11 protein-coding genes are annotated in these 14276 nt (G+C 42.7%); 3 read left to right on the forward strand and 8 right to left on the reverse strand.

Annotated elements, in window-relative coordinates; genetic code table 11:
- Window positions 1–102 precede the first annotated feature (102 nt).
- From ACFSJE_RS01780 to leuC, 5 genes are all read right to left on the reverse strand, one after another.
- Complete coding sequence (locus ACFSJE_RS01780; protein ID WP_379829260.1) at window positions 103–1239, reverse strand: hypothetical protein; 1137 nt, start codon at window positions 1237–1239, stop codon at window positions 103–105.
- A gap of 205 nt (window positions 1240–1444) precedes the next feature.
- Entirely contained in the window at window positions 1445–2503 is a 1059-nt protein-coding gene (gene leuB, locus ACFSJE_RS01785) for a 3-isopropylmalate dehydrogenase (RefSeq protein WP_379829261.1), read from the reverse strand.
- 40 nt (window positions 2504–2543) lie between these two features.
- Window positions 2544–4061 (reverse strand): alpha-isopropylmalate synthase regulatory domain-containing protein, encoded by a 1518-nt coding sequence (locus ACFSJE_RS01790; protein WP_379829262.1) that lies wholly within the window; start codon window positions 4059–4061, stop codon window positions 2544–2546.
- A 29-nt stretch (window positions 4062–4090) separates the two neighbouring features.
- Complete coding sequence (gene leuD, locus ACFSJE_RS01795; RefSeq protein WP_379829263.1) at window positions 4091–4687, reverse strand: 3-isopropylmalate dehydratase small subunit; 597 nt, start codon at window positions 4685–4687, stop codon at window positions 4091–4093.
- Between the two features lie 81 nt (window positions 4688–4768).
- On the reverse strand, window positions 4769–6181 hold the full coding sequence (leuC, locus tag ACFSJE_RS01800; RefSeq protein ID WP_379829264.1) for a 3-isopropylmalate dehydratase large subunit: 1413 nt from the start codon (window positions 6179–6181) through the stop codon (window positions 4769–4771).
- Window positions 6182–6513: 332 nt separating this feature from the next.
- Between leuC and ACFSJE_RS01805 the strand changes: the two genes are divergently transcribed.
- On the forward strand, window positions 6514–7626 hold the full coding sequence (locus ACFSJE_RS01805) for a DUF2911 domain-containing protein (RefSeq protein ID WP_379829265.1): 1113 nt from the start codon (window positions 6514–6516) through the stop codon (window positions 7624–7626).
- 45 nt (window positions 7627–7671) lie between these two features.
- Here the strand turns inward: ACFSJE_RS01805 and recG are convergent, their stop codons facing one another.
- Window positions 7672–9813, reverse strand: coding sequence for an ATP-dependent DNA helicase RecG (recG, locus tag ACFSJE_RS01810; protein WP_379829266.1), 2142 nt, complete (start codon window positions 9811–9813; stop codon window positions 7672–7674).
- Window positions 9814–9859: 46 nt separating this feature from the next.
- On the opposite strand from recG, the gene ACFSJE_RS01815 reads away from it, so the two are divergent.
- Both ACFSJE_RS01815 and ACFSJE_RS01820 read left to right on the forward strand, forming a co-directional pair.
- On the forward strand, window positions 9860–11974 hold the full coding sequence (locus ACFSJE_RS01815) for a M1 family metallopeptidase (protein ID WP_379829267.1): 2115 nt from the start codon (window positions 9860–9862) through the stop codon (window positions 11972–11974).
- Complete coding sequence (locus ACFSJE_RS01820) at window positions 11971–12885, forward strand: patatin-like phospholipase family protein (protein WP_379829268.1); 915 nt, start codon at window positions 11971–11973, stop codon at window positions 12883–12885. The genes ACFSJE_RS01815 and ACFSJE_RS01820 overlap by 4 nt, the downstream gene beginning before the upstream one ends.
- 1 nt (window position 12886) lies before the next feature.
- On the opposite strand, the gene ACFSJE_RS01825 is transcribed toward ACFSJE_RS01820, so the two are convergent.
- Both ACFSJE_RS01825 and ACFSJE_RS01830 read right to left on the reverse strand, forming a co-directional pair.
- Window positions 12887–13408, reverse strand: coding sequence for a DUF7935 family protein (locus ACFSJE_RS01825; protein ID WP_379829269.1), 522 nt, complete (start codon window positions 13406–13408; stop codon window positions 12887–12889).
- A 75-nt stretch (window positions 13409–13483) separates the two neighbouring features.
- Window positions 13484–14257, reverse strand: a complete 774-nt coding sequence (locus ACFSJE_RS01830; RefSeq protein ID WP_379829270.1) for a hypothetical protein — start codon at window positions 14255–14257, stop codon at window positions 13484–13486.
- Window positions 14258–14276: the final 19 nt, after the last annotated feature.

Raw genomic sequence — 14276 nt, forward strand, 5'->3', positions numbered from 1 at the left:
CCATAAAAAAATAATGAAACAAAAAAAATTGCATTTTTAATACGGTGTGGAACGGGTATAGGAAATGGCTCTGTCATTTCCTTGAACCTCAATCAGTAAAGGTTAGGGTTGATAAATGACCGCACGAGGCCCGTATTTTTCTTTTAATTCCAATGCATCAGCCAACCCACGTAGGTAGTAGGTGAAACTTCCCTCAAAAATGGTCTTTTTGTCCAATGCCTCATACTCTGGAATGTTGCTAATGTGCAATTTCACGGCATCCATATCTTCTAAAATTAAGGAAGCCAATGCTATGTTATAATTAAGGATGTCCTGCATTTCTGGCTCGCCGATTTTGACCAGCTCGGTCTGCCAATCAACAATGGCTGATGTTAAACTTGGTTTTATTTGATCGTGACTTTGGCGTTTTTTCTTGCTAAAGGCTGAAAGGGAGTTTATATCAGATTTTACGTTTTCGGCATATTCGGTAATTTTCTCATATTCTTTGTTCTTTACTCCAAATGTGGCCCCGTATGCATTGAATGTTTGGGTTAAAAAATGATTCTTTAATATACTTCCACCTTCCTTGAAAAAATACTCCAAGGCAAAGGCTTCCAATTTTTCCAATTTTCTCTCCAATAATTCCCGTTTTTTCTCCGGTTTCTTTTTCAACTTGAATTTTAATTTAAAAACAGGGTTGAGTAGAAATTGTTTCAATTTAAAAAATGGGGTTTTCCCATCGGTGTCATCCAAAAGATAGACCATCTGCTCATCGAGCAATATGTTGCCCTCTGAGGTTTTGACAATAATCCTAGCAGTGGCATTTATTTTACAAAGAACGCTTTCGTCATCATCATAGTCCACATCCAATTGTGTGTTCTCTACTTGGAAAGTTTCCGTTTGTAGCACTATGGTGAAATCTGGATTGGCGCTGCTTTCAACATAAGGTTGCTGATGTAGGGCCAAATAACGTTCACTCCAATTGGCCAATGTATCCTGAATTGCTTCCTGTCTCAATTTTTCCCGAACCTTATAATCGCTCTCGTCCACCTGCATAGACCATGCGGTTTCATCATCGGCGTCCATTGGATTGAGGTTGGTTTTTACATCAATGGTATAGGTTTTTAGATTTTCACTCAAAGGTGTTTGTGGTGCGACTTCATAAGTCCATCCCACAGGATTTTTAATGGTCTTTATTTTTTGTTGCCCAAAACAAAGAAAGGGGGCAATGATAGCCAGAGTGAACAAGATTCTTTTCATTTTAAATGGAATATTTTGCTCAAAGCTAGCTTCGGACCACTTAAAGTGATGGTAGTATTTGATGAATGCAGTCTCTCAATTGACGGATTGCGGTGTGAATGGATGAAAGGGGTAGTTTTAATTGATTCGCGGTGGTAAGTTTTAAGGCATAAAAAAAGCCCCGAGTGTCTCGGGGCCTTTATTTTTGGTTTTTATGGGGGGTTGATTAAATATTTTTCGCTAGCCAGTCCCCAACTTCACTGGTTTTGTAAGCCTTGCCTCCTTCAGCAAGATCTTCGGTGACCACACCTTCGGCAAGTGACCTGTTGACCACGGCGCGAATGGCATCCGCTTCGTCCTGAAGTCCAAAAGCTGTTTCAAACATCATAGCAGCGGATAAAACGGTCGCCAATGGATTTGCAATGTCTTTTCCAGCGGCTTGTGGATAGGAACCGTGGATAGGTTCAAACAAGGATGTTTTTTCTCCCAATGAGGCAGACGGCATCAATCCCATGGAACCAGAGATTACTGAGGCTTCATCGGTCAAAATATCCCCAAAAAGGTTTTCGGTGATCAATACATCATAGGAATTGGGCCATTGCACCAACCTCATAGCCACTGCGTCTACAAGCTCATAAGAAACTTCTACCTCTGGATATTCTTTCTCTAATCTTTGGACAGTCTCGCGCCATAGGCGAGAGGTTTCCAATACATTGGCTTTGTCTACACAGCATAGCTTCTTAGAGCGTTGTAAGGCCATGTCAAAGCCTTTGCGAGCCAAACGCTCCACTTCGGCACGGGTATAGGTACAGGTATCATAGGCCGTGTTGTCGTTGTCCTCACGACCTCGTTTACCAAAATAAATCCCTCCGGTCAATTCTCTTAAGAAGACCAAGTCGGTTCCTTCAATGCGTTCCCTTTTCAAAGGTGATTTGTCAATCAAGGAAGGAAAGGTAAACGTGGGACGCACATTGGCAAAAAGCCCTAACGCCTTACGCATTTTCAATAAGCCTTGTTCTGGCCGCACTTTAGCGGATGGATCATTGTCAAAACGGGGAAGTCCAATTGCACCAAATAGTACAGCATCGGCAGCCATACAGATTTCATGGGTTTCATCTGGATAGGGTTCTCCCACGGCGTCGATGGCGGCTGCACCTGTCAAAGCGGGTGTCCAAGATATTTCATGTCCGAATTTAGCCGCAACGGCATCGGATACTTTTACAGCTTGATCTATAACTTCCGGGCCGATTCCATCCCCGGCCAAAAGGGCTATGTTCAATTTCATGTATTCTGGGTATTCGTTATTCGTTTGTGGTTTATTGTTTTTAAACTAGGTTGAGCATTTTTTCTGTAGCCTTTATGGCAGAAACGGTTTGGTCTGAATCCAGTCCGCGAGTGGTAAAATCCTTTTCCTTGGTCTGCCATGTAATTACGGTCTCGCAAAGGGCATCCGAGTTACTTCCTGGTGGGATGCGCACTGCGTAGTCCACTAATTTGGGCAATTCCCTGCTCTCTTTTTTGTAAACTTTTTTTAGCGCGTTGATGAAAGCATCGAACTGTCCATCCCCTTGGGCATTTTCCTCATAGGATTTACCGTCAATTTCAATGGAAAGGGTGGTGGAGGGTTTCAATCCTTTGGAATGTGTCAGAACGTAGGATTTCACAAAAACCTTTTGCTGGTGCAAATTGCTGTCTAATACATCCGAAATGATATATGGCAGGTCATCTTTGGTGACTCGTTCCTTTTTATCGCCTAGTTCGATGATGCGTTCGGTAACCTTTTTCAACTCATCATCATTTAAGGTCAACCCAAGTTCCTGAAGGTTCTTTTGGATGTTAGCCTTTCCTGATGTTTTTCCTAACGCATACTTGCGTTTTCGTCCGAATCTTTCGGGTAATAAATCATTAAAGTAAAGATTCTTTTTGCTATCGCCATCCGCATGTATTCCAGCAGTTTGCGTAAAAACATTGTCTCCAACAATCGGTTTGTTGTCAGGAATGGTGAATCCGGTAAAAGCGGACACCAATTTACTCACTTTATACAGTGATGATTCTTTAACGCCGATAGTAATTTCTGGAAGAAAATCGTTGATGACAGCCACTACACTGGCCAAAGGAGCGTTACCTGCACGTTCGCCCATACCATTTACGGTGAGGTGTAACCCGTGGCAACCTGCTTTTACAGCTTCCATGACGTTGGCAACACTCAGGTCATAATCATTATGTCCATGAAAATCGAAATGGGTATCTGGATACCGTTCAATGATTTTCTTGAAAAAAGCACCGGTTTCGGTATGCGTCAGTATCCCAAGTGTATCAGGTAACAAAATACGTTTGATGGGTTGGGCGGTCAAGAAATCCAAAAATTGAAAAACATAGTCTTCGGAATTGCGCATGCCGTTGCTCCAATCTTCCAGATACACATTGGTTTCAATACCCAATTCTTTTCCTTTGGAAATGACGGTTGCAATTTCATTGAAATGCTGTTCTGGTGTTTTCTTTAATTGGTGAGTCAAATGGTTCAGCGACCCTTTGGTCAACAAGTTTTGAACCTTAGCACCCGCTTCCTGCATCCATTTTAAGGAAACCCCATTATCAACAAAAGTCAACACCTCCACTTTGGAAAGATACCCTTCTGCTTCGGCCCACTCCGTAATGTTTTGGACGGCTTTCAATTCTCCTTCGGAGACTCGTGCGGAAGCCACTTCAATGCGGTCTACCTTGAGTTCTTCCAGTAGCAATTTTGCCAAGGTGAGTTTTTCGGAAGCGGAGAAGGAAACCCCAGAGGTTTGTTCACCATCCCTCAGCGTGGTGTCCATTATTTCAATGGTGCGTGCTTTCATTTTGTGGTGCAGTGTTCTATGGGCCTGTTTTACAACGGAGTATTTTCAGCAAATTCCTCGATACCTTTTTTGATGTTCAATAGGTAATCGATGTCATCAAAACCATTGAGCATGTTCTGTTTTTTATATCCGTTGATTTCAAAGCCTTCACTTTCTCCGGTTGCCAAAATGGTGATTTTTTGCTCAGGCAGATTGACCTCCAACTCGGTATTCGGGTCGGCTTCAATCGCTGTAAAAATCTTATCCAAAAATTCTGGACTCACCTGAACCGGAAGAACTCCGATGTTTAAGCAGTTTCCCCTAAAAATGTCTGCAAAGAAACTGGAAACCACACATCTGAAACCATAGTCATATACAGCCCAAGCAGCGTGCTCTCGTGAGGAGCCAGAACCGAAGTTTTTGCCACCCACCAAAATTTTCCCGCTGTAGATGGGGTTGTTCAGCACAAAGTGCTCTTTTGGGGTTCCATCAGAATTGTATCTCCAATCCCTGAAAAGGTTATCGCCAAAACCTTTACGTTCTGTAGCTTTTAGGAAACGAGCTGGGATGATTTGGTCGGTATCCACATTCTCAATCGGCATGGGTACCGCAGTGCTTTTTAGTATGTTGAATTTATCGTAAGCCATTATTATTCAATTTTCAGTTGTCAATAATCAATTAACAATGCTTGATTTTATTGCTAATTGTTCCTTGTAAATTGTTTATTGTTACACCAAAGCTTCTTCTTGCATAAGTTCTCTTGGGTCGGTCACTTTTCCAGTTACGGCGGCGGCGGCGGCTACCAATGGACTTGCCAAAAGGGTACGAGCTCCAGGACCTTGTCTTCCTTCAAAGTTTCGGTTGGAGGTACTCACGGCATATTTTCCGGCAGGAATCTTATCATCGTTCATGGCCAAACAGGCAGAACATCCAGGTTCCCGAAGTTCAAAACCAGCTTCTTCCAAAATATCCAAAAGACCTTCGGTTTTGATGGCTTCCTCTACTTGATGCGAACCAGGCACCAACCATGCGGTGACATTATCAGCCTTTTTTCTGCCTTTTACGATGGAGGCAAAGGCTCTAAAATCTTCAATTCTACCATTGGTGCAACTTCCCAAGAACACAAAGTCGATTGGTTTGCCAATCATGGCATCCCCTTCGTTGAAGGCCATATATTCCAATGATTTTTTATAGGTAGCAACGCCACCTTCAACGGCTTCAGCAAGTGGGATATCATTTTTGATTCCCATACCCATCCCTGGGTTTGTTCCGAAGGTGATCATCGGTTCAATCTCGCTGGCTTCAAACGTAAGCTCTTTGTCAAAAACGGCATCGGCATCAGAATGCAAGGTTTTCCAATAGTCCATTGCGGTATCCCAATCGTTGCCTTTTGGAGTATACTCACGTCCTTTGATATAATCGAAGGTGGTTTCGTCTGGGGCAATCATACCACCACGGGCACCCATTTCTATACTTAGGTTACATACGGTCATCCGTCCCTCCATCGACATGTTTTTGAACACATCCCCAGCGTATTCCACAAAATAACCGGTGGCACCGGAGGTGGTCAACTTGGAAATGATAAAAAGCGCCACATCTTTAGGGGTAACGGCTTTATTCAATGAGCCGTTAATATTGATACGCATCTTTTTTGGTTTGGGCTGCATGATGCATTGCGTGGAAAGCACCATTTCAACCTCGCTGGTTCCAATCCCGAAAGCTATGGCTCCAAAAGCACCGTGGGTTGAGGTGTGGGAATCCCCACATACGATAGTGGCTCCGGGAACGGTAATTCCGTTTTCTGGCCCAATGACGTGTACAATTCCATTTTTTTGATGTCCAAGTCCCCAATATGGAATATTGTGAGCATTGGCGTTCTCTTCCAAAGCCTTTAACTGATTTGCGGATAAGGGGTCCTTAACGGGCAAATGTTGGTTTCGGGTTGGCGTATTGTGATCGGCAGTGGCAAAGGTGCGCTCCGGATAGAGCACTTTAATTCCTCTGTTCTTTAATCCCAAGAAAGCTACGGGACTCGTTACCTCATGTACCAGATGTCGGTCTATAAACAGTACATCCGGACCATTTTCAATATGTTGAACCACATGGGAATCCCATACTTTGTCAAATAGTGTTTTACTCATCGTCTGATTCAATAATTTGTAAGCAAACAAAGTTAAAATTTGATTTATAACCTGTCTTCTTTTTGTCTGTAAAATTACGATGTTCAACCTCGACTTTCATGAAATTGGTGGAATGCTAACAAATGACCTTCCAACATTTTCAAATATCACTTGGATTGAATCAAATCCCTCAAAAGTATAAGGTAATGCATTGAAATTTAGATATCTACTTATTTTTTTAACAAACTCCAGTGTATTTTAACATTGCTGTAACGTTGCCAAAAGGACAACCGCCATACTTTAGGGAAATTCTACTCAATAACATATTCATTAACAAAATCAAACAACGAACAATGAACAAATTTTACACGGCCTTATCGGCTACACTCATGACTGTAGGACTGTTTATCTCAACTACAGTAACTGCACAATTGGACTTTCTACCGCAGGGAAGTCAATTGGCAAGCGTATCCCAGCGAATTGGAAATACCGATGTCACCATTACCTATTCGCGACCTAGCGTCAACGAAAGGGAAATCTGGGGCGCCTTGGTTCCTTATGGGATGAACAATCTCGGATTTGGAACAGCAACTGAATCCCCATGGAGGGCTGGGGCCAACGAAAACACGGTATTCAAAACCACGCATGACCTTACCATTGGCGGCAAAACGCTTCCAGCAGGAGAATACGGGTTGCACATGATTGTGAATGAAGACAATACCGCAACAGTGATTTTTTCCAAAAATCACGGAGCTTGGGGAAGCTATTTTTATGACCCGTCCGAGGATGCCCTTCGGGTGGATGTGGAAACCAAGGAAATTCCGCATACGGAACTTCTGACCTATTCTTTTGATGAAGTGGGACCAAATTCTGCCGAAGCTTCCTTAAAATGGGAGAAAAAGCAAATACCATTTACCGTTGAGACCGACGTAACTGCCAATGTATTGGCAGAAATCCGTCAGCAATTGCAAACCGCACCAGGATTTAATCGACAAACCTGGGAACAAGCGGCTGCCTATGCGCTGAACAATGGAGGTGACTTGGATGAAGCCCTCGCCTGGGCCAATGCAGCGATTGAAGGTCAGTTTTTTAGCCAGAAAAATTTCAATAATCTGAGCCTTAAGGCCCAGATTTTAGAGCGACAGGGCAAAACCGCCGAGGCCAAAGCCGTTATGGATGAAGCCATGCCCATGGCCACTGTTTTGGAAATCCATACGTATGGAAGACAGCTTATCGCACAAGGCAAAAAATCTGAGGCTCTAGAAGTCTTTAAATACAATGCCAAAACCCATAAAAATACATGGCCAGTTGACTTTGGACTGGCGAGAGGCTATTCAGCGGTCGGAGATTATAAAACGGCACTGAAACATCTTAAAATAGCTGAAGGTAGAGCTCCAGACCAACCCAATAAGGATGCCATTGCTTCTTATATCACTAGATTGGAAGCGGGAACGGATATCAATTAGTACGTGACGAAGTAGAATGAAAAGCCCGGCTTTCGCTGGGCTTTTTTAACTGATATAGTTCCAAATCGTCTTGTTGGCCATCATTTTGGCATAGGCGATACGAACGGGACGGTTTTCTTCTTTTTCCAAACGTGGGTCCTCCTTCAGCAATTGGATGGCATGATACCGGGCGGTTTTTAAGATTTGATTGTCTTTCACAATATCAGCAATCTTTAAGGTCAACAATCCGCTCTGTTGGGTGCCCATTAAATCTCCCGGGCCGCGAAGTTTTAAATCTACCTCTGCGATTTCAAAGCCATCATTGGTCTGTACCATGGTTTGTAACCGGGTTTTGGCATCTTCGGATAGTTTATGGCCCGTCATCAAAATACAAAAGCTCTGTTCCGCACCTCGTCCCACACGACCCCGAAGCTGGTGTAATTGCGAAAGCCCAAATCGTTCTGCACTTTCAATGATCATAACGGAGGCATTGGGCACATTCACCCCAACCTCGATTACGGTAGTGGCCACCATGATTTGGGTTTCTCCTTTTACAAAGCGGTCCATCTCATAATCCTTGTCGGCTGGTTTCATCTTACCGTGGACGATGGAAATTTGATAATCCGGTATTGGAAATTCCCGTGCAATACTTTCATAGCCGTCCATCAAATCTTTGTAATCCAAGGCTTCGGACTCCTGAATTAAAGGATAAACGATATAAATCTGCCGCCCCTTTTTGATTTCATCTTTAATGAATCTGAACACTTTTAAGCGATTACTGTCATACCGATGAACCGTCTTCACTGGTTTTCGCCCCGGTGGAAGTTCATCAATGACCGAAACATCCAAATCACCATACAAGCTCATGGCCAATGTTCTGGGAATCGGCGTAGCCGTCATGACTAGAATATGGGGAGGAATAGCCCCTCCATCTTCCCCAGAGGAGCTTTGGGTCGGGCTTCCTTTATGCCATAATTTTGACCGTTGTGCCACCCCAAATCGATGTTGCTCGTCCACAATGGCTAAGCCCAAATTTTTGAATTGTACCTTATCTTCCAGAACAGCATGGGTACCCACCAAAATGTTCAGATTTCCGTTTTCAAGTTGATTGTGAAGTAAAGTCCGTTCGGATTTTTTGGTGGAACCCGTCAGCAAGGCAATTTTCACATCCATTTTGCCCAAGAGTTCCTTCAATCCATTGTAATGTTGATTGGCGAGGATTTCCGTGGGAGCCATCAAACAAGCTTGGAAGCCATTGTCCATGGCCAAAAGCATACACATGAGCGCCACAATGGTCTTTCCTGAGCCCACATCACCCTGCAATAAGCGGTTCATCTGTGCATTGCTGCCCAAATCCCCCCGAATTTCTTTGATAACGCGTTTTTGGGCATCGGTCAGCTCAAAAGGAAGATGATTTTCAAAAAAAGAGGTGAAATTTTCCCCGACATTTTCAAAAGGCAAGCCTTTTATTTTCTGTTTTCGAATAAGTTTTTTGGAAATCAACTGCAGTTGCACAAAGAACAACTCCTCGAATTTTAATCGAAATTGGGCCTTCGCCAACAATTCCTGATTCTTTGGGAAATGTATGTTGAAAAGCGCCTCACTTTTTGAAATCAACCGCAATTCCTCCAAAATATTCTGGGGCAACGATTCTAAAAACTGCCCTTTGGATTCCAAAAACAGTTGCTGCATCATTTTTCCCACCACCCGATTGGTGATTCCTTTGGCGCTCAATTTTTCCGTAGAGGGATAAATGGGCTGCATGGCCACTTTCAATCCTTTTTGATGTTCTGAAAGTAGTTCCATCTCGGGGTGGGGCATGGAAAAGGTACTCCCATACTTGGAAATCCGACCAAAGACCACATAAGGTTCGTTGATTTTGAGATTCTCCCGAATCCATTTGTGGCTGCGGAACCAAACGAGTTCCATTTGCCCGGTTTCATCTACAAAAGTGGCTACAAGACGTTTTCCCCGTTTTTGTTCAATGGTTTTAAGATGAATGATTTTCCCCACCACCTGCACATCAGCGCCACTAGCCTGTAGTTGCGCAATTTTGTAGTATTGTGTCTTGTCCAAATACCGATTGGGAAACAGATGAAGTAGGTCTCGGTAGGTCTCAATCCCCAGTTCTGCCTTTAGGATATCCGCCCGGTTGGGGCCAACACCTTTTAAATAGGGAATGGGAGTTTGCAGAAAATTGGGATTCATCGAACTAAAATATGTAATTTGGAAGGACTTTTGATAGTATGACGGTATGAACCGAAGCCCATTTCTTATTTTTTTTCTTCTCACTCAGTTGCTTTCCGCCCAGGTTCAGGATAAGGTGGACTTTGAATTCAGTGGAGCAGATATTTATATCCAACCATCGGAAAAGAAAATTTCTGGAAGATATAACACTAGTTTTTGGGTTTTGAAAGATGTGGATTCCATCTTTTTAGATGCGCATAACATGTCATTTGATTCAATAAAGATGACTAGGTATCATACGCATAAGAATGCTGTCATCAAAGTGAATCCGATTGTGACTGATAGTAAACTGATAGTAAAAGGAAAATTCGAAAAGGGAGAATTTTATACTTTAAGTTTTGAATACCAGGTAAGTCCAAAGCAAACGGTCTATTTTTTGGGCTGGGATGATGCTATTGAAGGAAACGAACAAATCTGGACTCAAGGTCAAGGCAAATATACCAGTCACTGGTTGCCCAGTTTTGATGATATGACGGAAAAAGTAAAATTCGATTTGAATTTTATTCTTGAGGAAGATTATCCAGTAGTTTCAAATGGTAAGCTTGTTAAAAAAGATACACTTCCTGATTCAAAAGCTTTTTTATGGCAGTTCGATATGCAAAAACCTATGAGTAGCTACCTCGTTGCGTTTGCTATTGGTAATTTTGAAAAAGAGACCATTCATTCCGCATCGGGCATTCCCATTGAACTCTACTATGAACCCAAGGACAGCCTAAAAGCTGAACCCACCTATCGCTATTCCCAGCATATTTTTGATTTTTTGGAAAAGGAGATTGGCGTACCCTATCCTTGGCAGAACTACAAACAAATTCCGGTTCAGGATTTTTTGTATGCGGGAATGGAAAATACGGGAGCTACCATTTTTTCCAATACCCTTGTGGTGGATTCCATTGCCTTTAAGGACAAAAATTATGTAAATGTCAATGCACATGAGTTGGCACACCAATGGTTCGGGGATTTGGTGACGGAGAAAAGTGGGGCGCACCATTGGTTGCACGAAGGGTTTGCTACCTTTTATGCCTATTTGGCCGAGAAGGACATTTTTGGTGACGACTATTATTACTGGCATTTGTTGGAAACCGCTCAAGCCTTGGCCAATTTCTCTGGTGATGGCACAGGAGAGGCATTGACCAATTCCAGCGCAGGGAGCCTGACATTCTACGAAAAAGGAGCTTGGGCTTTAGTGATGCTCAAAGAGAAAGTGGGAGATGCCAATTTTAAAAAGGCGATAAAGAATTACCTGAACAAATACGCATATAGAAATGTAACCATTCCGGATTTTATGTGGGAAATGGAAAAAGCTTCGGGAATGAAACTTTCAGATTTTGAGGAAACCTGGCTCCAAGAATCGGAATTCCCGTTTGATGAAGTGAAAACCTTTTTAATGGACAAAAGCCCATCCATCAAAACTTATTTTGAGCTGCAAGACCAGATTGGGGGAAATTTGGAATCTGCCGAAACCATTTTACAAAACAAATGGGGGATGCTTCATTCCGAGCAGATAAAGCATCAGCTGGTTTTGGATTATGGCAGTACGTTTTCCATTCCCATCATTTCAAAAATGTTGGGCACAGAAAACCTGAAGGTGCGACAAGCACTGGCGTTGTCCATGGACAAAATTGCACCCGAGGTTCAATTGAATTTTGAAACATTGTTGGAGGATGAGAGTTACATCACTTTGGAATCCGCATTGTACAAACTTTGGACAGATTTTCCTGAGAGTCGAAAGAAATACTTGGACAAGACGGATGGGATTATAGGCTTTCCCAATAAAAATATCCGACTGCTTTGGTTGACCTTGGCCTTGGTGACCCCCGAGTACAATCCTGATTTGAAGCCCAACTATTTTGAGGAGCTCAGCAGCTATACCAGCTCAGAATATCACTTTGAAGTACGGTTACTGGCCTTTCAATACCTTAAAAGTATTGGTGGATTTGATGACGCCTCACTCAAGAATTTGGTGGAAGCCTGCAGTCACCATGTATGGCATTTTAAAAAATCATCCCGACAAATTTTAAAGGAATTTTTAAAAAGCGAAGACAGTACGGCCCGATTAAAAGCGCTTTATCCTTTGCTAAATCAAGAAGAACAGCAATATTTGGACAAAACTTTGGGTAAATGAGGGCATTGGTCATTTCAGGAGGTGGGAGCAAAGGTGCTTTTGCAGGTGGCGTTGCACAGTTTTTGATTGAGGAGGCCCGACACAAGTACGATATATTTGTGGGGACCTCTACAGGAAGCCTTTTGATATCACATTTGGCATTGAACAAATTGGATAAAATAAAGGAAATCTACTCTTCTGTAAATCAAGATAGTATTTTTAACAATTGCCCTTTTCTGATTAAGAAAAAGCATGGGGTGGAAATCATTGCCATCAACCATTGGAATGTGGTAAAAAATTTCATCCGAGGGAAGAAAACCTTTGGAGAAAGCGAAAACCTGCGAGACCTCATACGCGAATCCATAACTGTGGAGGAATTCAACGAGCTTAAGCAAAGCGATATTGATGTGGTGGTCACCGTATCAAATTTGTCCCTGAATCAGGTTGAGTATAAATCCATCAACGAATGCACTTACGATGAATTCTGCGATTGGATTTGGATTTCTTCCAACTACACACCGTTTATGAGTCTTGTAAAAAAAGATGGATGCGAATATGCAGACGGCGGTTTGGGAACTTTAGTTCCCATTGAAGAAGCCCTCAATCGGGGAGCTACTGAAGTTGATGTGGTGGTGCTGCATACCGAAGTGAATCACCTCAACCGAATGTCCACCAAAAACCCCTTTGATTTGATCACCACCATTTTCGGTTTCATGTTGGACCGTATTGAGAACCAAAATATTCGGATTGGGAAATTGGTGGCCAATCAAAAAGATGCCATCATCAATTTCTACTATACGCCAACGGTGTTGACCACAAATTCCTTGATTTTTGATAAGGAGCGAATGACCTTATGGTGGAAAAGAGGCTATCTCTATGCCAAAAACAAAAATGAGGAAACCAGCCCCATTCAGCCCGAACTTCAGGAATAGGTTAATCCCAAAGTTCGCTTACTTCCTTTTTAACAAAGGCCAAGGCCGTGTTGGAAGGGGATTGCTTTTCCATGGTCTGGTTCAAAATATCTTCCCGTAGCTTGTCGGGCGAGTCCGTTTCACTCATTCCCGCGGAGCGGATAATCTGAATGGTGGCATTCTTTGCTGCTTTGATGATATTCCAGCATTCTTCGGACATGTAAATCTGTTGGGAAAGATTGTGTTCGAACTCTGTTTCAACCTGACTGATCAAAAGATTTTCGTAATCCCGCTTGCTTTTTCCTTTAGGTCCTACGCGCACCACAAGACTGTTAATTGCAATTCGTTCCAAGAATAGTGCCATACGCTCATAGGCTTGAAGTCGAACAGGAAGGGTCTCTTTTTGGGAATCTTTGTGCAAAAGAAATCGCCTACGACCATCTTCATTTCGGGTATGTAGTCTAAAAAAGTAAAAGGCAACTGCGCCGGTTACAACGGCTGGCATTAAATACGCAAAAAGTTGAAGGATATCATCTCCACTCATAGGATAGTTTGGTTTTTGTTGATTTTACACAACAAGAACGAACCAAATTTGCAAAAAGTATTTTTACCTACAATCTTATTGGGCCGCCTTGGCACTTTCCTTGGCCTTGGCGTAAAAAGCTTTGTAATTTGGTTGGAGTTTAATATTTACACCTTCCTTGAAGTTGCCATCCTTAGCGGAAATAATGATGCTTTCGCCAGGTACGCCTAAGGTTCCAACCAATTCTTTGGATACAGTAGCAACTTGGTCATACGTAGGACCGAACTCTCCTGTGATGTTCAAACCTTCCACCTCCGTCTTAAAATTAGGGTTCGATTTGATGACTTTGGAAACATTGGTCAACCATTCTTTTCCGGTCTCGGTAAGTTCAGAAGACGTATCGGAACCGAACAGATTGCTTAGGCTGCTTGAAATTACAATGGTACCTTCTGCCACACTTACATTGGCATTTTCACCCAAAGTTTGCTTAATACGGGTCAAAGAAACAATAGCGGTGGAATCGTTGGCGGATATCATATCGTTGATGCCGCTCAATTGCTTTTCCTTTCTAGCCAAGGCTTCCATGGCCCTGTTCACATTATTGGAGTTTTGTTTGGAAAGCTCGGAGAAGTTACTCAGATTACCCAACAATGTAGCGTTGGCGTCACGTAAGCCTACATTTTCCACTTCCAAGGCTTCCGCTTTGGCACTGCTCGAAGAGATTTCACGCTTGGCCTTGGCCAATTCCTGTTCCACTTCTGCCATTTTGGACTTTAGGTCATCGATTTCCGCAATAAGATCGCTCTTTCTTTGGGCAAAAGCCGAAGTAGCAACGAAAAGCAGAACTATAGGGAGTAACAATTTTTTCATAAGTAGTATGTATTTGGAT

Origin of the sequence: Flagellimonas iocasae, assembly GCF_042682725.1 — a bacterium.
Lineage (GTDB): Bacteria > Bacteroidota > Bacteroidia > Flavobacteriales > Flavobacteriaceae > Flagellimonas > Flagellimonas iocasae.

Coding starts and splice junctions, on each gene's coding strand:
- ACFSJE_RS01780 (WP_379829260.1), bottom strand. CDS start 1,239: ATGAAAAGAATCTTGTTCACTCTGGCTATCATTGCCCCCTTTCTTTGT.
- leuB (WP_379829261.1), bottom strand. CDS start 2,503: ATGAAATTGAACATAGCCCTTTTGGCCGGGGATGGAATCGGCCCGGAA.
- ACFSJE_RS01790 (WP_379829262.1), bottom strand. CDS start 4,061: ATGAAAGCACGCACCATTGAAATAATGGACACCACGCTGAGGGATGGT.
- leuD (WP_379829263.1), bottom strand. CDS start 4,687: ATGGCTTACGATAAATTCAACATACTAAAAAGCACTGCGGTACCCATG.
- leuC (WP_379829264.1), bottom strand. CDS start 6,181: ATGAGTAAAACACTATTTGACAAAGTATGGGATTCCCATGTGGTTCAA.
- ACFSJE_RS01805 (WP_379829265.1), top strand. CDS start 6,514: ATGAACAAATTTTACACGGCCTTATCGGCTACACTCATGACTGTAGGA.
- recG (WP_379829266.1), bottom strand. CDS start 9,813: ATGAATCCCAATTTTCTGCAAACTCCCATTCCCTATTTAAAAGGTGTT.
- ACFSJE_RS01815 (WP_379829267.1), top strand. CDS start 9,860: ATGAACCGAAGCCCATTTCTTATTTTTTTTCTTCTCACTCAGTTGCTT.
- ACFSJE_RS01820 (WP_379829268.1), top strand. CDS start 11,971: ATGAGGGCATTGGTCATTTCAGGAGGTGGGAGCAAAGGTGCTTTTGCA.
- ACFSJE_RS01825 (WP_379829269.1), bottom strand. CDS start 13,408: ATGAGTGGAGATGATATCCTTCAACTTTTTGCGTATTTAATGCCAGCC.
- ACFSJE_RS01830 (WP_379829270.1), bottom strand. CDS start 14,257: ATGAAAAAATTGTTACTCCCTATAGTTCTGCTTTTCGTTGCTACTTCG.